Genomic DNA, 23,480 nt, shown 5'->3' on the forward strand with positions numbered 1-23,480 from the left:
AGCAGCGTGGACCCACGCAGCGGCGAGCGGGTCCTGGTCGTACGCGGGCGACGCAGCGGCGCCCGGCGTGCGAGATCGTCGGCGTCCAGCAACCGGTCGAGAGCCGGCGCCACGTCGTGCAGGCACGCCCACGGGCCGCCCGCCACCCCCGGAGATCGCCTTCACCCGGACCGTTCGACCCCCTGTGATGCCAGCCACCGGGTCGGCTCAAACCGGACGACAAGCGTTAACGCTGCGTTAAGCTCCTCGGTCGGGCCGTCGAAGGGTGGAGTATGCGCGGGAACCTGGCTGTCGTCGATCTGGTCGAGGCGCCCGGCGCACCACTAGCCCCACCCGTCGAGCCGCCGATCGCGCGCACCGGGCCGCCGGCGGCGCTGTACGCCGGCGCAGGCACCCCGCCCGCACGTACCCTCCTGGACATCCTCGCCGAAACCGCCCAGCGGCATCCGTCCGCTCCGGCCCTCGACGACGGTGTCACGCTGCTCACCTACCGCGCCCTCGAAGCCGAGATCGGCGAGTTGTGCGAGCGGCTCGCCGCGGCCGGGATCGGTGTCGGCGACCGCGTCGGGGTCCGCGTGCCGTCCGGCACCGTCGATCTCTACGTCTCTATCCTCGCGGTGCTGGCCGCGGGCGCCGCGTACGTGCCGGTCGACGCCGACGACCCGGACGAGCGCGCCGAACTCGTGTTCGCCGAAGCCGACGTGTCCGCCGTCCTCGGACCCGACCGCACGCTGACACCGCGCCGCGATCCGCGCGGCGAGGCGCGTCGGCCCGGGCCCGACGACGACGCCTGGATCATCTTCACCTCCGGCTCGACCGGCCGGCCGAAGGGCGTCGCGGTGACCCACCGCTCCGCGGCCGCGTTCGTCGACGCCGAGGCGCGGCTCTTCCTGACCGACGAGCCGATGGGCCCGGGCGACCGGGTGCTCGCCGGCCTGTCGGTCGCGTTCGACGCCTCCTGCGAGGAGATGTGGCTCGCCTGGCGGCACGGCGCCTGCCTCGTCGCCGCGCCGCGCTCGCTCGTGCGCGCCGGGATGGATCTCGGCTCGTGGCTCGTCGAGCAGCGGATCACCGTGGTGTCCACTGTGCCCACCCTCGCCTCCCTGTGGCCGGCCGAGGCCCTCGACGACGTGCGGCTGCTCATCTTCGGCGGCGAGGCCTGCCCGCCCGAGCTCGCCGAGCGGCTGGCCGTCGAGGGGCGCGAGGTGTGGAACACGTACGGGCCGACCGAGGCCACGGTCGTCGCCTGCGCCGCGCAGCTGACCGGCACGGGTCCGGTCCGCATCGGCCTCCCGCTCGACGGCTGGGAGCTGGCGGTCATGGGCCCGTGGGGGCACCCGGCCGCGATGGGCGAGGTCGGCGAGCTCGTCATCGGCGGCGTGGGCCTGGCCCGCTACCTGGACGCCGAGAAGGACGCGGAGAAGTTCGCCCCGCTGCCGTCGCTGGGCTGGTCGCGCGCGTACCGCAGCGGTGACCTCGTCCGGGCCGAGCCCGAAGGGCTCGTCTTCCTCGGCCGCGGCGACGAGCAGGTCAAGCTGGGCGGGCGCCGGATCGAGCTCGGCGAGGTCGACGCCGCGCTGCAGGCGCTGCCGGGGGTCGCCGCCGCGGCGGCCGCGGTCCGCACGACCGGGCACGGCAACCAGCTCCTGGTCGGGTACGTCGTGCCGGCGCCGGACGCCGGGTTCGACCGGACGGCGGCGGTCGACCGGCTGCGCGCCGCACTGCCCGCCGCGCTGGTGCCGCTGATCGCCGTGGTCGACGGCCTGCCCACCCGCACCTCGGGCAAGGTGGACCGCGCCGCGCTGCCGTGGCCGCTGCCGGAGCTGGATGCCCCGCAGGCCGGCGAGGAGCTGGAGGGCACGCAGGGCTGGCTGGCCGAGTGCTGGGGCGACATCCTCGGCGTCCCGCCCACCGGCCCCGACGACGACTTCTTCGCCTCGGGCGGCTCGAGCCTGAGCGCCGCGCAGCTCGTCACGCTGCTGCGCGGCCGTTACCCGAGCGCGTCGGTCAACGACGTGTACCAGCACCCGACGCTGCGGGCGCTGGCGCGCCGGCTCGACGAGTTCGAGGCCGCCGAGGCCGCCACGCGCGTCGTGCTCCCGACGCCGCGGCGCACGGGCATCGCCCAGACCGTCCTGATGCTCCCGCTGCTCGGCGTCGTCGGGCTGCGCTGGGTCGTGGTGCTGGCCGCCGTCAACAACGTCGGCGCCTTCCCCTGGGCGCCCACCGTGTCCTGGTGGTGGGTGCTGGCCGGCTGGCTGCTGCTGATCAGTCCCCCGGGCCGGATCGCGCTCGCGGCCGGCGGCGCCCGCCTGCTGCTGCGCGGCCTGCGGCCCGGCAGCTACCCGCGCGGCGGCGCTGTCCACATGCGACTGTGGGCCGCCGAACGGCTGGCGGCGTCGAGCGGCGCGACCAACCTCGCCGGCGTCTGGATCACCTGGTACGCCCGCGCCCTCGGCGCGAAGATCGCGGCGGGCGTCGACCTGCACTCCCTGCCACCCGTGACCGGCATGCTCCGCATCGGTCAGGGCGCGGCGGTCGAGCCCGAGGTGGACCTCTCCGGGCACTGGGTCGACGGTGACGTGGTGCACGTCGGGCGGATCCGGATCGGGGCCGGCGCGACGGTCGGTGCGCGCAGCACGCTGCTGCCCGGCGCGCGGATCGGCAAGCGGGCCGAGATCGCACCCGGGTCGGGCGTGGTCGGCTCGGTGCCCGCGGCGGAACGGTGGGCCGGTGTCCCCGCGAGCCGCTCCGGCCGGGCGGCCCGCCGCTGGCCGCAGGAGCGCCCCGGGCGGGCGGCGCGGTGGACCCTCGCGTACGGGCTGACCTCGCTCGTGCTCGGCTTCCTCCCCGCGATCGCGGCCGTTCCGGCGCTGCTGGTGCTCGGCTGGTTCGTGCGCGACGCCGCCACGCTGCCGGCCGCCCTCGGCCAGGCGCTGCTCGGTGTGCCGCTCGCGACCGTCGCGGCGATGACCGCGTACGCGCTGCTGATCCTGGTGTTCGTGCGGGCGCTCAGCGTCGGCCTGCGGGCCGGTCACCACCCCGTGCACGGGCGGGTCGCGTGGCAGGCGTGGGCGACCGAGCGGCTCATGAGCCTGGCCCGGGTGGGCCTGTTCCCGCTCTACGCGAGCCTGTTCACGCCCGTCTGGCTGCGCGCGCTCGGCATGCGGGTCGGCCGCCGGGTCGAGGCGTCGACGGTCCTCGCGGTGCCGGCGATGACCACCGTCGGCGACGGCGCGTTCCTCGCCGACGACACCATGGTCGCCTCCTACGAGCTGGGCGGTGGCTGGCTGCGGCTCGGCGCCGCCCGCGTCGGCAAGCGGGCGTTCCTCGGCAACTCGGGCATGACCGCACCTGGCCGGGCCGTGCCGAACCGCGGACTCGTCGGCGTGCTGTCGGCGACCCCGAAGAAGGCCAAGGCGGGCAGCTCCTACCTCGGCATGCCGCCGATGCGGGTGCCGCGCGCCGTGGACGAGGGCGACCAGAGCCGGACGTTCGACCCGCCGAACCGCCTGATGCTCGCGCGCGCCGCCGTCGAGCTGTGCCGGGTCGTCCCGGTCATGTGCGCGGTGGCGCTGGCCGTCCTCACCCTCGCGGCGTTCGAGGCCCTCGCCAACGGGTACGGGTACGCCGCCGCGCTGGTCGCGGGCGGTCCGCTGCTGCTCGCCGCCGGCCTCGTCGCCTGCCTGGTCACCGCCGGCGCGAAGTGGCTGCTGGTCGGGGCGTTCCGGGCCGGCGAGCGCCCGCTGTGGAGCAGCTTCGTCTGGCGCAACGAGCTCGCCGACACGTTCGTCGAGGTGCTGGCGGTGCCGTGGCTCGCCGGCTCGGTCGGCGGCACCCCGCTGATGAGCCTGTGGCTGCGGGCCCTCGGCGCGCGGATCGGGCGGGGCGTCTGGTGCGAGAGCTACTGGCTGCCGGAGACCGACCTGATCCGCATCGGCGACGGCGCGACCGTCAACCGCGGGTGTGTCGTGCAGACCCACCTGTTCCATGATCGGATCATGCGCATGGACCAGGTGACTCTCGAGGAGGGCGCCACGCTCGGCCCGCACGGGATCGTGCTGCCCGGCGCGGCGGTGGGGGCACACGCCACGGTCGGACCGGCGTCGCTGGTCATGCGCGGCGAGACCGTGCCGGGCGGCGGCCGGTGGCTGGGCAACCCGATCGCGGCGTGGCCGGCGGACCGGACCCGCCGCGGGTGAACGCCAAGGCGGAGCCGTACCTCGCGAGGCACGGCAACACCGGCTACCGGACGACGCACTACGACCTCGACCTGGACTACCGGGTCGGTCCCGCCCGGCTCGCCGGCCGCGCGACGATCTCCGCCGTCGCCGACCGTACGCTCCCGGAGATCAGCCTTGATCTCGGCATCTTCCGCGTCGACCAGGTGCTGGTCGACGGCGTGGCGGCCCGGCACAGCCACCGTGCCGGCAAGCTGCGGATCCGTCCGGCCCGGCCCCTGCCGGCCGGTGCGCCGTTCACGGTCACGGTGCGCTACGCGGGCACGCCCAAGCCGATCCCCAGTCGCTGGGGCGACCTCGGGTGGGAGCGGCTCGACGACGGCGCGCTGGTCGCGAGCCAGCCGACGGGCGCGCCGTCCTGGTTCCCGTGCAACGACCACCCGGCCGACAAAGCCAGTTATCGGATCGCGGTGACGGCACAGGCGCGGCACACCGTCGTCGCCAACGGGCGCCTCGCGTCACGCGAGACCCGGGCCAACAGAACCACCTGGGTGTACGAGCAGCCGGCGCCGATGCCCACCTACCTCGCCACCGTCCAGATCGGACGGTACGCCCTGGTCGACCTCGCCGCCGGCCCGGTGCCGCAGCGCGCGGCCGTGCCGCCGCGGCTGGTCAGCCCGATGGCGCACGACTTCGCCCGACAGCCGGAGATGATGACGACCTTCGCGCGCGTCTTCGGGCCGTACCCGTTCGGCGAGTACGCCGTCGTCGTGGTCGACGAGGAGCTCGAGGTGCCGGTCGAGGCGCACGGACTGTCGATCTTCGGCGCCAACCACGTCGACGGGCGCCGCGGGTCCGAGCGCCTCGTCGCCCACGAACTCGCGCACCAGTGGTTCGGCAACAGCCTGACCGTGGCCGACTGGCGCCACATCTGGCTGAACGAGGGCTTCGCGAAGTACGCGGAGTGGCTCTGGTCGGAGCTGTCCGGCGGTGAGCCGGCCCGGGTGCACGCGGCCCGGTCGCGGCGCCTGCTGGTCGGCCTCCCGCAGGACCTGCGGGTGGCCGACCCGGGGGAACGGCGCATGTTCGACGACCGGGTCTACCAGCGCGGCGCCCTGACCCTGCACGCCCTGCGCCTGGCGATGGGCGACGCGACGTTCTTCGCGCTGGTACGGGACTGGTCGCGCACCCACCAGCACGGCACGGTGACCACGGAGGCGTTCACGACGATGGCGCGCCGCCACACGGCCGTGCCGCTCGACGCACTGTTCACCGCGTGGCTGTACGAACCGACCCTGCCGCCGGCGAATCCGTCCTGAGGGAGTCAGCCTCGATCACGCCGACGGCTGACGCGCCGGGCCCGGTGCTACGGTGGTTGCGGTTGACGGACAAGCAGGGAGACGAGACATGGTGGGTGACGACGACATCTCCGGGTGAGACCGGACATGTGACCGGCCACCGGCCGCGCCTGTGAGCGCGATCGCCGTGGCCCTTTCGTCGTTTCTCGAGGCCATGTCCCCCTGTCGGGCGGCCAGCGTCCGCCTGCCCTCACATCCGAGGTTGCTTCTCCGATGTCCGATGCGTTCATCGTCTGCTCGAACCTGACCTTCTCCTGGCCGGACGACACACCGGTCTTCCAGAACCTGTCCTGCACCATCGGTGGCGGCCGCACCGGGCTGGTCGCGCCGAACGGTGCCGGAAAGAGCACATTGCTCAAGCTGATCGCCGGCGAGTACCGGCCCAGCGCCGGGTCCGTCTCGGTCCAGGGCGTGCTCGGCTACCTTCCGCAGAGCCTGCCCCTGGTCGGTGACCTGACCGTGGCCGAGGTCCTCGAGATCGCTCCGCTGATCCGGGCGCTGCACGCCATCGAGTCCGGCGACGCCGCCGAGGAGCACTTCACCACGATCGGCAACGACTGGGACATCGAGGAGCGGACCCGCGCCCAGCTCGACCGGCTGGGCCTGCGCGACCTCGCCTTCGACCGGCGGCTGCACACGCTCAGCGGCGGCCAGGTCGTCTCGCTCGGCCTGGCGGCGCAGCTGTTGAAGCGGCCCGACGTCCTGCTGCTGGACGAGCCGACCAACAACCTCGACCTCGCGGCCCGGCACCAGCTCTACGACGTGCTGGAGCAGTGGAACGGCTGCCTGCTGCTGGTCAGCCACGACCGGGCGCTGCTCGACCGGATGGACCGCATCGCCGAGCTCGACCGCGGCGAGGTCCGGCTCTTCGGCGGGAACTTCACCGCGTACGAGGCGTCGGTGCGGGCCGCGCAGGAGGTGGCGGAGAAGAACGTCCGCAACGCCGAGCAGGAGCTCAAGCGCGAGAAGCGGGAGATGCAGGAGGCCCGCGAGCGGGCGGCGCGGCGGGCCAGCAACGCCTCCCGCAACCTCAAGAACGCCGGCCTGCCGAAGATCTTCGCCGGCACCATGAAGCGGGACGCGCAGGAGTCCGCGGGCAAGGCGAACGAGACGCACTCCGCGCGCGTCAACGAGGCCAGGGCGCGGCTCGACGAGGCGGGGCGGGCGCTGCGCAACGAGCAGAAGTTGTCGTTGGAGCTGCCCGACACGAACGTGCCGGCCGGCCGCACGCTGGTCACCGGTGCGGGCCTGCGGGTGCGGTCGCTGTTCGCCGGCGACGGCGTCGACCTGACGATCCGCGGGCCGGAACGGATCGCCCTGCTCGGCCCCAACGGCGCCGGCAAGTCCACCCTGCTCCGTCTGGTCAGCGGCGATCTGGCGCCCGAGGGCGGCCAGGTCAAGCGCGCCGACGGCCGCGTCGCGTACCTGTCGCAGCGGTTGGACCTGCTGGATCTCGACCGCACCGTGGCCGAGAACCTGGCCGCGTTCGCGCCGCGGACCCCGGACGCGCAGCGGATGAACCTGCTCGCCCGCTTCCTGTTCCGCGGTCCCCGCGCCCACCTGCCGGTCGGCGTGCTCTCCGGCGGCGAGCGGCTGCGCGCCACCCTGGCCTGCGTGCTCGGTGCCGAGCCGGCGCCGCACCTGCTGCTGCTCGACGAGCCGACCAACAACCTCGACCTGGTCAGCGTGGGCCAGTTGGAGAGCGCACTGCACGCGTACGAGGGCGCGCTGCTGGTGGTCAGCCACGACGAACGGTTCCTCACGGAGATCAAGGTCGACCGCTGGCTCCGGCTCTCCGACGGGCGCCTGCTGGAGACCGGCGCACCGGACGTCGACTGACCGTGCTGCCACCGACCGCCCCGTCCCGCGGGGCCGGCTCCGCCCTGCTCGCCCACGACCTGGTCCGCACGCTCGGCACCCGCCGGGTGCTGGACGGCTTCTCGCTCACCGCCGCGCCCGGCCGGCGGATCGGGCTGATCGGCGAGAACGGCGCCGGCAAGTCCACTGTGCTCCGGCTGCTCGCCGGGGCGGACGAACCCGACTCCGGGACCGTCGTACGCCCGCCGGATCTGGGTTTCCTGCACCAGGAGATGCCGTTCGACCCATCGTCCACAGTCGACGACGTGCTCGCCGACGCGTTGCGCGAGGCGCGTGCGGACCTGGCCGAGCTGGACCGGCTCGCCGGCGCGCTGGCGCAGACCCCGCAGGACGCGGAGGAGCACGCCGGCCTGCTCGCCGCCTACGGCGACCGGCTCGACCGCGCGCAGGCCACCGAGGCGTGGGACGCCGACCGGCGCGCCGAGCTGACGCTGGCCGGTCTCGGCCTCGGCGCGCTCGCCCGCGACCGGACGCTCGCATCGCTGTCCGGCGGGCAACGTGGCCGGGTCGCGTTGGCCGCCCTGTTGGTGCGGCGGCCCACGGCGCTGCTGCTCGACGAGCCCACCAACCATCTCGACGACGACGCCGCGGCCTTCCTGGAGCAGCAGCTTCGCGGGCTGCCCGGTGTCGTGGTGGTGGCGAGCCACGACCGGGCGTTCCTCGACGCGGTCTGCACGGACGTGGTCGACCTCGACCCCGCCGTGGAGGGCACGACCCGCTACGGGGGCGGCTACACCGCCTACCAGGCCGCGAAGCGGGCCGAGCGGGAACGCTGGCAGCGCCGCTTCGCGCAGGAGCAGGCCGAGATCGCCGAGCTGCGGCGGTCCGTCGAGGTGACCGCGCACGAGGTCGCGCCGGGGCGGGTCCGGCGTGACAACGAGAAGATGGGCTACGGGCACACCGCCGGGCGGGTGCAGAACCAGGTCGCCCGGCGGGTACGCGACGCCGCCCGCCGGCTCGACGAGCTGGAACGCGTCCGGGTCGAGCGGCCACCGGAACCGCTCCGGCTGCGGATCCCGGCGCAGGCCCGCGACACGGTGGACGGGCTGCTCGTGTCGCTGCGGGACGTCCGCGTGCCCGGCCGGCTCGTGCTCGACCGGCTCGACGTCCCGGCCACCGACCGTCTGCTGGTCACCGGGCCGAACGGGGCGGGAAAGTCGACGCTGCTCGCGGTGCTGGCCGGCCGGCTCGACGCCACCGGGGCCCTGCGCCGGCGCCCTGGCCTGCGGGTCGGCCTGCTCACCCAGGACACCGTCGTGGACCGGCCGGACCGCACGGCGCGGGAGACCTACGCGGCCGCGCTCGGTGCCGACCGCGCCGAGTCCGTCCCGCTGCTCGCGCTCGGGCTGCTCGGCGCCGCGGACCTGGACCGCCCGGTCGGCCACCTCTCGGTCGGCCAGCGCCGCCGCCTCGCCCTGGCGTTGCTGGTGGCGGACCCGCCGGACCTGCTGCTGCTCGACGAGCCGACCAACCACCTCTCACCGCGGCTCTGCGACGAGCTGGAGGACGCGCTGGGCCCGGGCCCCGGCGCGATCGTCGTCGCGAGCCACGACCGCTGGCTCCGCTCCCGCTGGCCGGGTCGGGAGCTGCGGCTGGTGTAGCGCCTAGCCCACGTAGAGCCAGGCGTGCTCCACGAAGCCCTTCTCCGGCAGCTCGACGGTCATGGCGGTGAACTCGTCGCAGCGCGGGCGTTCCTCGGCGTGGACGAAGACGTCGCGGTAGAGCACGTCCGGCACGCCGAGCACGAAGTCGGCCCGCGGATGCGCGTGGAGGGCGGCGCGCAGCGGCGGGCTGTCCAGGATGCGGTGCACGGCGATCGGTGCGTTGCCGATCCAGCCGTTGGCACCCTCCTTGACCAGTCCACGATGGAGTGCGACCCGGATGCGCATCCGGTCGTCGGCGTGCGCGTTGAGCGCACGCAGCCCGCGATCCAGCTCGGCCAGCAGCCGCGGGATGACCGCCGACTCGTCGATGCCGACCGGCAGCACGGTGAACTGGCCGTCGCCCTGCGGCTGGGGTCGCACGGCACCGTCGGCGATCCCCGCGGCCCGCCGCGCGCGGCCGAGCAGCGCGACGATGTCGGCCTGGATCCGTTCGGTGGCCGCGTTCCGGCGGCGGCTGTAGCCCACGACGTCGGCGGCCATGCACAGCCGCACCGCCGCCGCGTCGGCCGGTGCGGGCGCCGGCGCTCCCAGGCCGCAGGGCTCGGCGAACGCGACGTGCTCCCGGGCGCTCGTCACCCGTCCCCGCCGGGCGGCCACCTCGACCTGGACGCCGATCGTCCCGGCGACCTGCCGCGCGCCGGCCGGCAGGGCCAGCACCGCGTGCATGCCGTAGTGGCGCGGGAGCAGCAGATCGCCCCGCGGGTCCTCGTGGACCCAGGCGAACCGGGACGTCTGCACGCCGGCGACCCAGGCGCGGGGCGCGCGCTCCCGCCCGGCGAGCCGGCGGAGCCAACCGGGCCGTCGCTCCGCCGCGGCGATCGTCCGGGTCGCCACCGCGGTCGCGGGCGTCGCCTCGTAGGTCACGCCGAGCGTGTCGGCGTCCGCGTCGACCCGTACGGCCATGGCCTCCGGTTCCGTGAGCGCGACCTCGAACCGCGCCGAGACGTACCGGTCCCCGTCGGGTAGGCGTTCCAGGTCGAACGCGAAGAGGACGCCGACGTGCTGCTCGCCGCTCACCTCGGCCCGCAGCCGCAGCGGTGGGGGCAGGTCGTCCGCCGCGATCGGATAGACGAGCGGCCGCCCGCAGCGCACGCCGCCGACCGGGGTGGTGCCGACGTCACCCCGCGCCCGCAGCGCCACGAGCTGCCGGCGCTCCAGCAGGTCGGCGTCGCCCAGGTCGTCGATCGGACCGATGGTCATGCCCGGTTCTGACGGACAGCCGGTCAGCGGTCGGCCAGGCCGCGCAGCGCGGCCAGGTTGCGCACGGTGATGTGCCGGTAGCCCGTCCCGATCACGCCGAGGTCGCGCAACATCCGCAGGGCCCGCTGGACCGTGTCCTCCGCCGCGCCGACCAGCGCCGCGAGCTCCGCCTGGTTCAGCTCGACGGCGATGTGCACGCCGTCGTCGGCCCGCTCGCCGCAGCTCGTCGCGATGTCGCTGAGCACCCGCGCGAGCCGGACGTGCACCGGGAACGCCGAGAACTCGGACCGCCGCGCGTTCGCCCAGCGCAGCCGCTCGCCCACCGTCGCGGTCACCTGGGAGGCGGCCCGCGGGTGCGCGTCGATGAAGCGCAGGAACGCCACCCGGCCGACCACGGTCGACACCACCGGACCACAGGTGGTCACGGTCGCCGAGCGGCCCTGCCCCGTGATGGCGGCGAACTCGCCGACGATGTCGCCGGCCAGCCTGATCGCGAGCAGGCGGGACACTCCCCCGACCAGGGTGGTGACCTTGACGTAGCCCCGCCGGATCACCTCGACGTGGCCGTCGGTGCGGCCCTCGACGAGCAGATGCCGGCCGGCCGTGAGCTCCCTCGTGGTGCCCAGCCGGAACAGGGCCTCCCGCTCGGGCGCGCGCAGCCGCCCGACGAACGACCCGGGTGCGTAGGTGTGCCACTCGCGCGGCCCCACGAAAGACATTTCAGCGCACGCGCCTCGCCCTGGGAAAGGGCGATTCCGCCTTTTGCCGGATTCCGCCCGCCGACATCAGGTTCGAATGCCGTCAACCCGGTCTTTTGCCGTCGCGGTACCGGGGAAACGGCGGGAGGTGGCACCATGGAGTCGCATTGACGGACGCCCGCGCGCCGACGACCCTTGGCGATGTGGCCGGTGCTGTCCGTCAGGAAGCAACGGTACGTCCAGTGCGGCCGTTGTGCGACGGAGGTGTCGGCATGATCGTGCAGAATGATCCCGTGACCGTCCAGCGAACCAGCCCGCGGTGCCGGTGAATCTGTCGCCGGCGCAGCGCGCGGAGCTCCGCCAACTGCTCGAAGCGGAGCTGCGCGACGCTTCGCGTGCGGCCGTCGCCGCGGGCGCCCGCCCCGAAGCTGTCGCCGAGGCCCTCGACGCCCGCCGACGCGCCTTAGAGGCGACCGTCGAGGTCCCGCACGATCCGGTGGACGGCCCGGACGATCCGGCCGACCACGGCCGGGTCCGCGAGTAGCGCCGGGACCTGCTCGTCGTACGCCGTCGCTGTGCCGGGCACCCGCGCGAGATCCTCGTACGCCGTGCCCTCCCCGAACACGGCGGTGACGATGCGCGTGACGGCCTCCGCCGGGTCGGCCCCGCGCCGGAACGCGTCGGCGAGCGCCTCGACGCCGGCCGCGGCGAGCGCGGTGAGCACCGCCTCGTCGACCTCGCCGCCGGCCGCCACGACGGCCGGGTGCTCCGGGTCGTCGACCGGCGTCGGCGCGACCGGCGCGGGCCGTGCGAGCAGTGGACGCCGCACGTACTTCTCGTACCAGAGCGGTCGTCGTCGCATCGCCGCGAGCACCCGCTCGACGTCGCGCGTGACGGTGGCCTTGTCGCTCGCCTGCCAGTCCCCCGTCGCGGCGACCCGGCGCGCCGCCCACGTCTCCAGCGGCCACAGGTCGGTGCCGGCGCTGGCAGTGCCGCCGACCCAGGTGAGGATCTCCTTGGCGAGCGCCGTCAACCACGCGTCGTGCCCCAACGCGTCCGCGAGCCAGACCGGCACCCGGGGGCGCTGCAGCGCTCCCCTGCTCCCCCGCCGCCGGCGGTGCGCGTCCACGGTCACCGCGCGGACCCGGCTCGCCATCCAGGCCTCCACGTCCCGGATCGGTTCCGTGGCATGCGTCAGCAGGTCGCCGACGACCGCCTCGACGTCGTCGTGGAAGCCGTCGACGCACTCGTCGGACAGTCGGGTCAGGGCGATCGCGCACACGTAGTGCCCGCGCCGGCGTTCGATCGGCTGTGTCACCTTCTGGTAGACGACCGGCCAGGCCAGCGTCCAGGCACCCGCGGTCAGCCGGCGGCGCTCGGCGGGATCGGCCGTGCGGGCCGTGGCCGCGAGGTCACCGCGCCCGGCTAGTAGTCGGACGTCGACGGGATCGCTCCGCGCCGGACAGAGTTCTATGGAGCCCACAATGGTCCTCTCGAAGGAGTCAGAAGATTGGCGATCGGGCCGGATCCCGCGGCTCCCGTCCGACCTGAACCGGACGGCGGTCCACCGCGCGGTGGCTGATCAATCCTGGATGACCCCACCGCCGCGCACTGGCCTCGTTCTGGCCGAGTCTCTGGCCATGGGCTGACCACGCCTATAGTCGGCAGTGTCCCTTCAGGATGATCTACGTGCGGAGCTCGTCCGGCTTCGGCAACGGCGCGGCCTGCAGAGCCGCGATCTCGGCGCTCGCGTCGGGCCGCGGCTGCACGAGCTGTGCGGGACGACGCCGGCCGACTCCGACAGGGTGATCCGGGAGCGGGTCAGCGCGACGCTGCTGTCGTTCGTCAGCGACCAGTCCGCGAACGTCGTCCGCGTCGTCCAACTCGCGTTCGCGCTGGACCCGGACCACGCGCACGACGATCTCACCGACCGGCAGGCCACCCTGAGCGCGGAGCAGCAGTACGACGCGCGGACCGCCCGCCGGCGCACCGACGAGGCCACCGAGATCCTCGTCGCGGCGGCCGAGGCGGGCTGGGCGGCGCGGCACGCGGCCGGGTCCGACTCGGGCTGGCGCGTCCGGACGTTGGAGACCCTCCTGCGGCTCGACACGCCCACCCCCGAGCTGTACGAGACGCGGACCATCGTCGCCACCAGGGACCTGCCCGAGATCGTGGTCCGGCTGGACCTGCCCCGACCGCCGGACGGGGAGCCGGACGCGGGCGAGGTCGCCGTGGACGTGCTGTACGGGGCCCGCATCAGCGCCGTCGCGCGCGGCAACGGCAACCGCCACGTCGCGGTCACGCTCGCCCTGCCCGGCGTGCTGCCCCGGGACCGCGAGCACCGGCTCTGCGTGCACTTCCGGGTGCCACCAGGCCAACGGATCCGCCACCGCTACGTGATCATTCCCCTCGACCCGTGCGAGTACGGGCTGGTCAAGGTCAGGTTCGCCGACAACCGCCGGCCGGCGTCCGTGTGGCGCCTGAACGGGGTGCCGCCGGGGCTGCTGGACGACCCGACCCGCCGGCACCCGCGGCTGGAGATCGACGGCGTGGGCGAGGTGGTCGAGAGCTTCCGGCAACTCCGCGAGGGCCGGGGCTACGGCGTCGGCTGGGCACCCTGACGGCCGGCCGCGGTCTCCTCGACGATCCGCAGGGCGAGCGCGACGATCCTGTCCACGGTGGACCTGTCCGCGAGACCACCGAACATCGTGGCGACGACGTCGGCGACGACCGCCGCCGGCGACTGCCCACGTGCGACGCGGTCGCCGATGGCGCGCACCGCTCCCGCCACCAGCCGCGTCAGCCCCGCGTCGATCTCCGCGTCGAGGGCGACCTGTTCGCGTGGGTGCGGCAATCCGCCGCCGGCACCGTGCATGAAGTCCCATTCGTGGGACTTCGTCTCAGCAGCACCCACCGTGCACCCCTTTCGGAATTGACCGAGGCGAAACGCCGCTGTCAAGCCAGGGAATTGCTTGCGATTGACGCAGCCTCCTCTGGGACGCGCCGATGCGCGATAGGGAATGGCGTCGAAAACGGCGGACCATCGAGTTTCAGTCCCTTCAGCGGAACCGTGTTACCGCGAAAGGGCACCTGACGCACAACCTGACCGCGAGAATCCCTCGTCATCCGACGACGGCCGTGCGCCGATTCGGCCGATCCTCCCTGGACGTCCCGCTGTAGCCGTTCTGGGGTCTTGCACAGGGAGCGATCATGTGGTCACGTCGAGAGCATGCTCGCGGGTGAATCCGTCTTCGTCGGCCGCGCGAACGAACTGGCCACATTGCAGCGTCGGCTGTCCGAGGTCCGCCTCGGCACAGCCCGGACGGTGCTGGTCGGCGGCCGGCTCGGCGTCGGCAAGAGCCAGTTGCTGAGCAGGTTCGCGGTCGAGGCGCGGCAGTCCGGCGCCCAGGTGCTGTCGGGCGCCTGCGAGCCGCACTTCGGCAACCCGATGCCCTACGGCCCGCTGCTCGAGGTGCTGGAGACGTTCGGCCGGGCGCACGGCGCCCGGGCCGCGGATCTCGGCGGCCCGGCCTACACCAAGCTCAGCGCCTTCTTCGATCTCGAGAGCGACGCGACCTGGACCCCGCACCACGTGTTCCTCGCGGTGCGCCGGATGCTGGAGCACATCGGTGCGCGGGCGCCGGTCGTGCTGATCATCGAGGACCTGCACTGGGCCGATCCGTCCACACTCGACCTGGTACGCCACCTCGCCCAGGCCGACCCGGACGGCCGCCCGCTGCTGCTCGTCGCCAGCTACCGACCGCCGCTGCGCGATGATCCACTGTGGCAGCTCTTCGCCGGCACGACGTTCCTGCGCCGCACCGAGCGCTTCGAGCTGCCCGTCTTCGAGTCCGCGGAGATCCGCGGCCTGATCGCCGCGACGGTCGCCGGCCGGGTCGATCCGCGGCTGGTCGAGCGCTGCCTGCTGTGGTCCGGCGGCGTGCCGCTCTTCGCCGAGCAGCTCATCACCAACGGCGCCCTGACCGGCGGCGACGACGACATCGAGGTGCCGCCCGATCTGCGCTCCGTGATGCTCGCCCCGCTGCGCGAGTTGGGCCCCGACGCCCGCAAGGTGCTCCGGGTGGCCGCCGTCGCGGGTCGGGCGATGAGCCGGCGCCTGCTGGGCGCCGTCAGCGGCCTGCCCGCCGAGACGCTGGGCGACGCCCTGCAGGAATGCGCCGACCGGCAACTGCTCGTCGCCCGCCGTGGCGAGGACGTCTACCGGTTCGCGCACGTACTGCTGCGGGAGGCGGTCTACGAGGACACGGTCCCGGACACCCGCGTCCGCCTGCACGTCGCGATGGCCGAGGCGCTGGCCGCGGACCCGCGGCTGTGCGTGACCGAGGGTTCGGCGGCCGCGGAGCAGGCGAACCACTGGTACCAGGCGGGCAGTTGGCCGCAGGCGCTCACCTTCGCGGTCCAGGCGGGCCGGGCCGCCGCGCGGACGCTGGCGTTCGGCTCGGCGAAGGCGCAGTTCGACCGGGCGCTGGAGCTGTGGCCGACGGTCGACGACGCCGAGGGCCGCGCCGGCGTCTCCCGGTCCCGGCTGCTCGCCGACGCGGCCGAGGCCGCCCGCTGGTCGAGGCAGGTCGGGCGGGCGGTCACGCTGGTCGAGGAGGCGATCGCGGCCGCGGACGACGGGCGCCTGGGTGAGCTGCAGGAACGCCGGGCGACCTATCTGTGGGAGGCCGGCCGGCGGGCGGAGTCCGTGGCGGCCTTCCAGGAGGCCGACGCGTTGCTCGCGGGCAGCCCACCGTCGGCGGTCCACGCGCGGGTCCTGGCCGCCCTGGCGCTCGCGCGGATGCAGAACGGCCAGTACGTCGAGGGGGGCCGGATCGCCGAGGCCGCGCTGGCGATGGCGACCGAGGTCGCGGCGGAGGCCGAGCGGGGCCGGGCACTGAACGTCTCCGGTCTCGGCCTCGGCATGCGGCGCGAGCCCGGAGGCGAGGAACGGCTGCGCGCGGCCCTCGACATCGCCCGGTCGGTCAACCACATCGAGGACCTGCTGCGGGCGTACGGGAACCTGGGCCTGATCCTGGAAGAGGCCGGCCGCCTGCGCGAGTCCGCCGAGGTGACGACGGAGGGGCTGGCGGAGGCGCGCCGGCTCGGGCTGGCCGACACGCGCCAGGGCACGATCCTGGCCAACAACTCGAGCGCGGCCCTGGTGCTGCTGGGCGACTGGGAGGACGCCGAGAAGATCATCACCGAGGTGACCCTCGACCACCCCGTGGCCGAGAGCCTCTATCCGCGACTGACGCTCGCCGAGATCAAGGTCGGCCGGGGCGACTACGCGCAGGCGGGCAAGCTGCTCGCGTCGATCGACGAGGTGCCGTTGCCCGCGGACCCGCGGTTCGTCGGGCCGCTGCACGTCGTGCGGGCCGAGTTGGCGCTCGCCGCCGGCGACCTGGCGCGGGCGGCCGACGAGGTGCTCCGGGGCGTCGACGCGGTCAGCGGCGGCGAGAACGCCCTCGAGCTGCTCCGGCTGTGCGCGGTGGGCATGCGGTGCGCCGCCGACTGGGCCGCCACGGAGCCCGGGCGCGCGGCCGGCCTCGGCGACCGCCTCGCCAACGCGGCGTGGGCGCCCGGGCAACGGCCGTCGACCGACGAGGTCAGGCGGATCGTCGAGCTGTGCGCGGTGGAACGGCAGCGCATCCGCGGCGCCGACACCGCGCCGGGCTGGAAGGTGGTCGCCGACGGCTGGGCCGCGCTCGACCGGCCGTACCCGGCGGCGTACGCCCGGTGGCGTCAGGCGCGGGCGGCGTACGCGGCCGGCGATCGCGACGGTGCGCGGGAACCGGCCCGTAACGCGTACCGGGCGGCGACGTCCCTCGACGCCGGGCCGCTGCGGGACCGGGTGCACGCGCTGGCCGGCAAGCTCGGGATGGACCTGGCGGACCGACCGGTCTCCGCGCTACGGCCCTACGGCCTGGCCGCCGTGGAGTTCGAAACCCTCAGGCTGCTGTACGAGGGGAAGAACGCCGCCGAGATCGCGACCGTGCGGGGTGTCTCCCGGCGCACGGTGGAGACGCAGTTCCGCAAGGTGTACGCCAAGTTGGACGTGCACAAGGCCATCGAAGCGATCGCCCGCGCCCGCGACGAGAAGCTGTTCGGCTGACTTCGGCGCGCGTCCTGTCCGTCAGAGACGGGCATGACGCGAACAGCCCTCCTGATCGGTGCGCAGACCAACGGCCTGGCCGGTGTCGCCAACGACGTCCAGGCGATGGCGGCGGCGTTGGAGCCGCGCGGTTTCGTCGTCCAGCCGCTGGTGACGCCCGACGCCACCCGCGCGGCGATCCTCGACGCGTACGAGAAGCTCATCGCCGACGCCGGGCCGGACGACGCGGTGGTCGTCTATTACAGCGGCCACGGCGGCCGGCTCGTGGCTCCGGACGGGCGGGACCTGCAGTTCATCCTCCCGGACGACTACGTCGAGTCCAGCGACGGCGACTTCCGCGGCATCACCGACGTCGAGCTGTCCGTGCTGCAGAGCCGGCTGACCGAGCGCGCCACCAACGTCACCGTGCTGATCGACTGCTGCCACGCCGCGCACATGTCGCGGTACGCGGGGCTGCGGGTCCGGACGCCGGTGCGGCCGGACGCGGGAAGCTGGCTGCCGACGTACGAGAGCGTCCAGCGGCACGTGTCGAGCCTCGTCGCGGGCGGGCTGCCGATCGACCGGCGCCCGTTGGTCAGCAACACGCGGGCGGTGCGGGTGGTCGCCTGCTCCCCGTCCGAGTCGGCCTGGGAGGGCACCAACCGCGACGGCGTCGAGATGGGCATCTTCACGGACGCCCTGACCCGCGCGCTGCGCGAGACGCAGGGGCTGCGGCTCACCTGGTCCACGCTGCTGGACGCGGTCCGCAAGGAGGTGCAGACGTTCGTCACCACCCAGCGGCCCGAGGTGGAGGGGCCGTCGGCGCGGCAGCCGTTCGAGACCACCGAGTGGGAGCCGCTGGACTCGCTGCCGGTGCACAGCGACGGCTCCGATCGGATCGAACTGCTCGGCGCGCCCCTGCTCGGTGTCGAGGTGGGCGACGAGTTCGCGATCATGTCGAGCGACGCGACCGGCCCCGACGACGGCCCGGTGCTCGGCACCGCGACCGTGACGCGGCTGCTGGCCAGCACGGCCGTCGCCCGGCTGCGGCTCGCCGCCGCCGGGCCGCCCCTGCCCGCCGACGCCCGCGCCCACCGCACCCGCGCCGGCGCGCCCGCGCTGCCGGTGCGCCTGCCGACGGACCATCCGGTCGCCGCGGATATCCTGCCGACCCTGGCCGCGCGGTCGATGCTGCGCCCGGCGACACCCGACGACCAGGCGACCGTCGAGGTCGCGGTGGACGGCAACGGGTGGCTGGTGGTGCGCGACGCGCTCGGCCCGCTGCACGCGCCCTATCCCCCGACCACCGCGGGCATCGGCTCGATCGTCGGCAACCTGCAGAGGCTCGCCCAGGCCGCGGCGCTGCGCCGGCTCGACGGCGACCCGGACCGGCCCCTGCGGCACGCCGTGCGGGTCGAGTGGGGCCGGGTGCACGACGGCGTGCCGGAACCGCTCCCGCTCTCCGGCGCGCTGCTGTTCGCCGACGCCGGCGAGCACGTGTACGTCCGGGCGATGAACGCGGGAGACCGCCCGGTGTTCGTCTCGCTGCTCGACATCGGCGTCTCGTCGCGCATCGAGATCCTCACCCGGTCCGACCTGAGCGGCATCCGGCTCGCGCCCGGCGCCTCGTACACGTTCGGCTGGAACGAGGACAAACAGCGGCTGGACGGCGTGCGGGTCACCTGGCCGGACACCGTGGACAGCACGGTCGCCCGGCCGGAGACGGTGCTGGCGCTGATCAGCGACGGTGCGGTCGACGTCTCGGCACTGGCGCAGCGGGGCGTACGCGGAAAGGGCCCGCTCGTCGGGTCCACTCTGGAGGCCCTGCTGGCCCAGGTCGCGACGGGCGCCACCCGCGAGTTCGGTGATCCGCCAGCGGCGCAGGTGAGGTACGCCGTCCAGCCGATCGACTTCATGGTGAGCCCGACGGCGGCGCCGACCGCCGAGCGGGCCGTCTTCCGGATCGACGACCGGCCGGAGCAGTCGGTGCGGCTGCTGTCGCCGCGCAGCGCCGCGCCCACCGAGGTGGCGGTCCGCATCGCGGACCTGATGGTGCACCGCAACCGGGCGCTGGCCAGCGCCGACATCCGGGTCGACGCGGTCGTGCTGACCGGCGGTTCCGGCGATCAACCGGTCTACCGCGCGCAGACGATGCGGTTCGCCAACATCCGCGACGGCGAACGGCTGCCGCTCGAGAACGTGCTGATCTACCACGGGCCGGCGGTCGACTTCCTCGACATCGCGGTCTGGGTCTCCCGGGACACCGCCGGCAGCCTCGCGCTCAGCGCGCTGCTCGAGGAGAAACTCAGCAGTTCCACCGTGCAGGCGGCGGGCGCCCAGGTGGCGCAGTTGGCGCTGGCCGCGCCGCACGCCGCCGCCGCGGTCGCCGTCGTCGGAGCCGGCGCGGTGCTGGTCAACACGGCCTACGAGCTGTTGACCGGTGTGGTGGGTGCCAGCATCGGGCTGTACCGGACCTCGCTGCTGGCGCAGGAACAGTTCGGAATCGGCCGCCACGTGCGGCACCCGCAGGACTTCTCGTTCACGTTCACCGTGGACGAGGTGGAGTGACCTGACCCCCAACCCCATCAGTGCGAAGGAGTACGCGCATGCGCAAGAGGCTGTTCATCGACGGTGCCGAGTGGTACATCCCCAACGCCAACGCCGAAGAGGTGACCCGCCTCGTCCGCGAGGCGATGACCGAGGGCAGGACCGTCGAGCTGGAGCTCGACGACGCCTCCGGGCGCGCGGTCACCGTGTTCCTCAACGGCACGACGGCCGCCTCCGTGGTGGTCGACCTCGGCCGCGACCCCCGCCCAAGCGAGATGTCCTGATCGAACGGTCGGTGCGTGGCCCGTACGTATGCGACGGGCCACGTACGTAGTTCCCGGTATTTCCGCGGCCGGGCCTCGTCCGGGCCGTTGCCTCCACACGACGATCGACGCAACCGGTCGATCGAGGAGGAGCGTGCCGTGGCTCAGCAGAGAAGACCGCCCACCGCGGCGGAGGTGTTCCGCGAGCTGGTCCGCCGAGGGCTGCTCGCCAAGGCCCTGCGGGACGCGCCCGCCGACGAGCGGCGGCGGCTGCGCGCCGGGGCCACCGAGATCGTCTGGCCGCTGGTCTTCCTGCGGGTGACGCGGGGGGTCGAGCGCACCCGCGGCCACCACCGGTGCACCCTGGGCGTGCACCGGCTCGCACCCGACTGCCTCGACCGCTTCCACGACGACGTCGAAGCCGTCGTCGACCACCTGCTCGCCCACGCGAACCAGCCGATCGACAACCTCGAGGGCTGGATCACGGCGACGCTGCGGCGGGCCACTGTGGATGGTTACCGGCGGCGCCGCGGCGCCCGTGGCGCCCTGCAGCGGCCGCGGGTGCCGGGCTGGCTGGCCGACGCGCTGGGTCGCGAGGCGTGGCTGGTCGAGCTGGCCAGGTCGGTCCTGGAGTGGGTCGGCACCGACGCGACGGCCGGCACCTCGCTGTGGCCGGTGACGGCCCTGGCGCAACGCCGGGCCGCGTTCACCGGCGACCACGTCGCCGGGGAGCCGGTGGTCCGCGCCGAGATCGAGATCGTGCTGGACGTGATGCGGCAACGCCCCGCCTGGTACGCGAAGCACGTCGACGGGCCGTTGGGCCACAAGCGGGCACCGGTCCACTTCGCGGCCCGCGACGAGTCCGGCGGGTACGCCGAGCCGGAGCCGCTCACCCTCGTCGACCCGCACGAGCAGAACGACGCGCTGATGCTGGCGCTGGCCGCCGCCGCCGTCGACCTGATCGAAGCGCGGATCGACGCCGGCGAGGAGCCGCACATCGTGGTCACCGAGGTGGTGCGCGCGGTGTTCGGTGGTCTGCCCGCCGGGCACGACCTGGACCGGGCGCCGGGTGCCGACCCGGCCGGGCCGGACCAGGTGGTCGCCCTGATCAGCGACCCGGATCGGCTGAACCGCGTCGTCGAGGCGGTGCTGGAGCTGCTGAACCGCCGGGATCGTCCGTCAGAAGCGTAGGACGTGGAGCAGAGGGGTGCGGGCCGATGACGCGACAGGACCGGTCGGAGACCGTCGGACGGGCGCGGGCCATCGCCCGCATCCAGGACGTGCTGGGCGCGGCGGCGGACCGGACGCTGGTCGATCCGCACGCGGCGATCGCCGAGATGGCCGGCCTCGCCGCCGCGTTCGCCGGCGACCAGCAGGTCCGGGCGCTGGCGCTCGGCGCCCGGTCCGCGCTGGAGCTGGCGAGCGGATATCCGCTGGGTGACGCCCACGCGATGCGGGCGGCACTGGCGGACCTCGGGGAGCTGGCCGAGGAGGGCCACGAGGGCGCCGAGGTGCTCGCGCTGATGCCGGACTACCTCGACGCGGTGCGCGCGCACCAGGACGGCGACACGGAGACCGCCTTCGCCATCTTCGACGACGTGCGCGCGCGGGCCGGCGCGCTGCCGCCCGGCAACGTGCTGCGCGCCGCGCTGGAGGAGATCGCACCGATGCTCGATGCGATGCGCGGGACGGACCCCGCTCCGGTGCCGGCCGCCCCGCCGGGTGCGTCCCCCGCGACGCGGGCGCTGCACCTCGTCGCCCGGGGTGGGATGGCGATGCGCCAGGGCGCCGAGACGAACCTGTCCGCCATCGACGCCGGAATCGACGACCTGCGCGAGGCGGTGACCCTGACGCCCGACAACCATCCGGACCACGTCTTCCACCTGGCGTCGCTCGCGCTCGGGCTGGGGCACCGCGCCGAGGTGACCGGCGCCGGCGCCGACGTCGACCAGGCGATCGCGACGCTGGAGCGGGCCCGTGAGCTGGCCCGCGGGCCGGAACACCCGCAGTGGTCCTTCGTCAACGAGATGCTCGCCGGCCTGCGGCGCCGGCGCGGTGAGGCACCGCCGGCCCGGCTCGCCGCCCTCGACGGGCTCCAGGGCTACACCTGGCGGGTCTTGCTGGAGCCGGATCCGGCCTCCGCGCGCGCCTACGCCCGGGAGGCGGCCGAGGAGGCGATGGCGACCGCCGGCCGGTGCCTCGTCGACCATCAGCCCGCGGACGCGCTGCGGGCCCTCGACTCGGGGCGGGCGCTGATGCTGTTCGCCGCGACCGAGTTGCGCGACCCGTACACGCGGCTGGTCGAGGCCGGCCGCGCCGACCTCGCCGACGCCTGGCGGGACGCGGACGATCCCCCGCCCCGCCTGCGCGAGCAGGTCCTCGACGTCCTGGTCCGGGACACCGGTGTGCTCGACCCGCCCGACCTCGGCGCGATCCAGGACGCGCTGCGCCGGCTCGGGGCGGACGCGCTCGTCTATCTGGTGCCCGCCCGGTCACCGGCGCCGGGCTGGGCGGTGATCGCGCCGGCCGACGGCCCGCCGCGCTACCTGGCGCTGCCCCACCTCGCGATCGAGCCCGGCACCGACGTCGAGCGGCATCTCGCCACGATGACCTCGGGCGACCGCGGTCTCCCGCGCGAGATCGGGCCGGCCGGGACCGACCCATTCGCCGGCAGCGTCGACGCGCTGTGCGGATGGGCGTGGAAGGCCGCGATGGGGCCGGTGGTCCGGCCGTACCTCGGCCAGGAAGGCGTTCCGCGGCTCGTGCTCGTCCCGATGGGCGAGCTCGCCCGGGTGCCGTGGCAGGCGGCGCGCGGCCCGGACGGGACGCACGTCGTGGAGCACGTCGCCGTCTCGCAGGCCGCCTCGGCGCGGATGCTCTGCGCCACCGCGGCGGCCGAACCGGTCCGGGTCGGCTCGGGCGGACTGGTGCTGGCCGACCCCGACACCGCCGGCCGGGCCGCCGCCCTGCGTTCGGCGCGCCTCGAGGCGTACGCGATCCAGCAGGTCTTCTATCCCGGCGCGACCTACGTCGGCCGGCGCCCGGACGGGAGCGTCAGCCGCTCCGGCGCGGGCACGCCCGACGACGTGCGGTCCTGGCTGCGGGCCGACGACTCGCGGGGCGCGCTGCTGCATCTCGCCTCGCACGGGACGATCGAGACGGCGTCGTCGCGCCTCCTGCTGGCGGGCGGCGACCTCACCGCGGGCGAGCTGATCGGTCTGCTCTCGGAGGACGGCCGGCGCGCGCCGGCGCTGGTGGTGCTCGCGGCCTGCCACACCGGCAGGTCGATCCACGGATACGACGAGGCGTACAGCCTCGGGACCGTCTTCCTGGCCGCGGGTGCCCGGTCGGTGCTGTCCACCCAGTGGAGCATCCCGGACGAGGACACCTCGCTGCTCATGTACATGTTCCACCACTTCCTCGCGACCGAGCGCCGCGAGCCGTGGGACGCGCTGCGCCGGGCGCAGCTGTGGATGCTCGACGACGACCGGCGGCCGCCCGACCGGATGCCCGGCCCGCTGCGCCGTGTGCTCGACGGCGCCGCGCCGGAGCGCGTCGCGGCCTGGGCCGGCTTCATCCACTGGGGACGGTGAGCGG

The 23,480-nt window shown here is 74.5% G+C and carries 14 protein-coding genes; 10 read left to right on the forward strand and 4 right to left on the reverse strand.

The genetic code is table 11. From position 1 onward, the window contains the following. The first annotated feature begins 272 nt into the window (after positions 1–272). The 4 genes from Asi02nite_RS12585 (at position 273) to Asi02nite_RS12600 (ending at position 9,018) form a co-directional block, all read left to right on the forward strand. Entirely contained in the window at positions 273–4,202 is a 3,930-nt protein-coding gene (locus tag Asi02nite_RS12585; protein WP_203712722.1) for a Pls/PosA family non-ribosomal peptide synthetase, read from the forward strand. Next, the gene (locus Asi02nite_RS12590; protein WP_203712724.1) at positions 4,172–5,500 is read left to right on the forward strand and encodes a M1 family metallopeptidase; all 1,329 of its coding nucleotides are present in this window, start codon (positions 4,172–4,174) and stop codon (positions 5,498–5,500) included. Before Asi02nite_RS12585 ends, Asi02nite_RS12590 begins: the two co-directional genes overlap by 31 nt. Before the next feature lie 252 nt (positions 5,501–5,752). Then, positions 5,753–7,378 carry an ABC-F family ATP-binding cassette domain-containing protein gene (locus Asi02nite_RS12595; protein WP_203712726.1) on the forward strand — a complete coding sequence of 542 codons (1,626 nt, stop codon included), beginning with the start codon at positions 5,753–5,755 and terminating at the stop codon, positions 7,376–7,378. Positions 7,379–7,380: 2 nt separating this feature from the next. Then, a complete protein-coding gene (locus tag Asi02nite_RS12600) occupies positions 7,381–9,018 on the forward strand; it encodes an ABC-F family ATP-binding cassette domain-containing protein (RefSeq protein WP_239126671.1) in 1,638 nt (545 codons plus the stop codon). 3 nt (positions 9,019–9,021) lie between these two features. Here Asi02nite_RS12600 and Asi02nite_RS12605 read toward each other — a convergent pair whose 3' ends face one another. From Asi02nite_RS12605 to Asi02nite_RS12615, 3 genes are all read right to left on the reverse strand, one after another. After that, positions 9,022–10,281 (reverse strand): hypothetical protein, encoded by a 1,260-nt coding sequence (locus Asi02nite_RS12605; protein WP_203712728.1) that lies wholly within the window; start codon positions 10,279–10,281, stop codon positions 9,022–9,024. Between the two features lie 23 nt (positions 10,282–10,304). Further along, positions 10,305–10,991: a Crp/Fnr family transcriptional regulator gene (locus Asi02nite_RS12610; RefSeq protein ID WP_203712730.1), complete on the reverse strand. Its 687-nt coding sequence runs from the start codon at positions 10,989–10,991 to the stop codon at positions 10,305–10,307. A 451-nt stretch (positions 10,992–11,442) separates the two neighbouring features. Continuing rightward, complete coding sequence (locus Asi02nite_RS12615) at positions 11,443–12,462, reverse strand: hypothetical protein (protein WP_203712732.1); 1,020 nt, start codon at positions 12,460–12,462, stop codon at positions 11,443–11,445. A 184-nt stretch (positions 12,463–12,646) separates the two neighbouring features. Between Asi02nite_RS12615 and Asi02nite_RS12620 the strand changes: the two genes are divergently transcribed. Continuing rightward, positions 12,647–13,600: a hypothetical protein gene (locus Asi02nite_RS12620; protein ID WP_203712734.1), complete on the forward strand. Its 954-nt coding sequence runs from the start codon at positions 12,647–12,649 to the stop codon at positions 13,598–13,600. Here Asi02nite_RS12620 and Asi02nite_RS12625 read toward each other — a convergent pair. Continuing rightward, the gene (locus Asi02nite_RS12625; protein ID WP_203712736.1) at positions 13,576–13,893 is read right to left on the reverse strand and encodes a hypothetical protein; all 318 of its coding nucleotides are present in this window, start codon (positions 13,891–13,893) and stop codon (positions 13,576–13,578) included. The genes Asi02nite_RS12620 and Asi02nite_RS12625 overlap by 25 nt on opposite strands. Positions 13,894–14,208: 315 nt before the next feature. Here Asi02nite_RS12625 and Asi02nite_RS12630 point away from each other — a divergent pair, with 315 nt between their 5' ends. The 5 genes from Asi02nite_RS12630 (at position 14,209) to Asi02nite_RS12650 (ending at position 23,476) form a co-directional block, all read left to right on the forward strand. Continuing rightward, positions 14,209–17,094, forward strand: a complete 2,886-nt coding sequence (locus Asi02nite_RS12630; protein ID WP_203712738.1) for an ATP-binding protein — start codon at positions 14,209–14,211, stop codon at positions 17,092–17,094. A 33-nt stretch (positions 17,095–17,127) separates the two neighbouring features. Next, positions 17,128–19,641 (forward strand): caspase family protein, encoded by a 2,514-nt coding sequence (locus Asi02nite_RS12635; RefSeq protein ID WP_203712739.1) that lies wholly within the window; start codon positions 17,128–17,130, stop codon positions 19,639–19,641. 38 nt (positions 19,642–19,679) lie between these two features. Beyond that, a complete protein-coding gene (locus Asi02nite_RS12640; protein ID WP_203712740.1) occupies positions 19,680–19,904 on the forward strand; it encodes a hypothetical protein in 225 nt (74 codons plus the stop codon). Positions 19,905–20,042: 138 nt separating this feature from the next. Further along, positions 20,043–21,074, forward strand: a complete 1,032-nt coding sequence (locus Asi02nite_RS12645; protein WP_203712741.1) for a hypothetical protein — start codon at positions 20,043–20,045, stop codon at positions 21,072–21,074. 26 nt (positions 21,075–21,100) lie between these two features. Next, positions 21,101–23,476, forward strand: coding sequence for a CHAT domain-containing protein (locus tag Asi02nite_RS12650; protein ID WP_203712742.1), 2,376 nt, complete (start codon positions 21,101–21,103; stop codon positions 23,474–23,476). Positions 23,477–23,480: the final 4 nt, after the last annotated feature.

Origin of the sequence: Asanoa siamensis (assembly GCF_016862555.1) — a bacterium.
GTDB classification, from domain to species: Bacteria; Actinomycetota; Actinomycetes; order Mycobacteriales; family Micromonosporaceae; genus Asanoa; species Asanoa siamensis.

Excerpts from the sequence above, each read along its gene's own strand:
- Asi02nite_RS12585 (WP_203712722.1), top strand. The coding sequence starts at position 273 with ATGCGCGGGAACCTGGCTGTCGTCGATCTGGTCGAGGCGCCCGGCGCA.
- Asi02nite_RS12595 (WP_203712726.1), top strand. The coding sequence starts at position 5,753 with ATGTCCGATGCGTTCATCGTCTGCTCGAACCTGACCTTCTCCTGGCCG.
- Asi02nite_RS12605 (WP_203712728.1), bottom strand. The coding sequence starts at position 10,281 with ATGACCATCGGTCCGATCGACGACCTGGGCGACGCCGACCTGCTGGAG.
- Asi02nite_RS12630 (WP_203712738.1), top strand. The coding sequence starts at position 14,209 with ATGCTCGCGGGTGAATCCGTCTTCGTCGGCCGCGCGAACGAACTGGCC.
- Asi02nite_RS12635 (WP_203712739.1), top strand. The coding sequence starts at position 17,128 with ATGACGCGAACAGCCCTCCTGATCGGTGCGCAGACCAACGGCCTGGCC.
- Asi02nite_RS12640 (WP_203712740.1), top strand. The coding sequence starts at position 19,680 with ATGCGCAAGAGGCTGTTCATCGACGGTGCCGAGTGGTACATCCCCAAC.
- Asi02nite_RS12650 (WP_203712742.1), top strand. The coding sequence starts at position 21,101 with ATGACGCGACAGGACCGGTCGGAGACCGTCGGACGGGCGCGGGCCATC.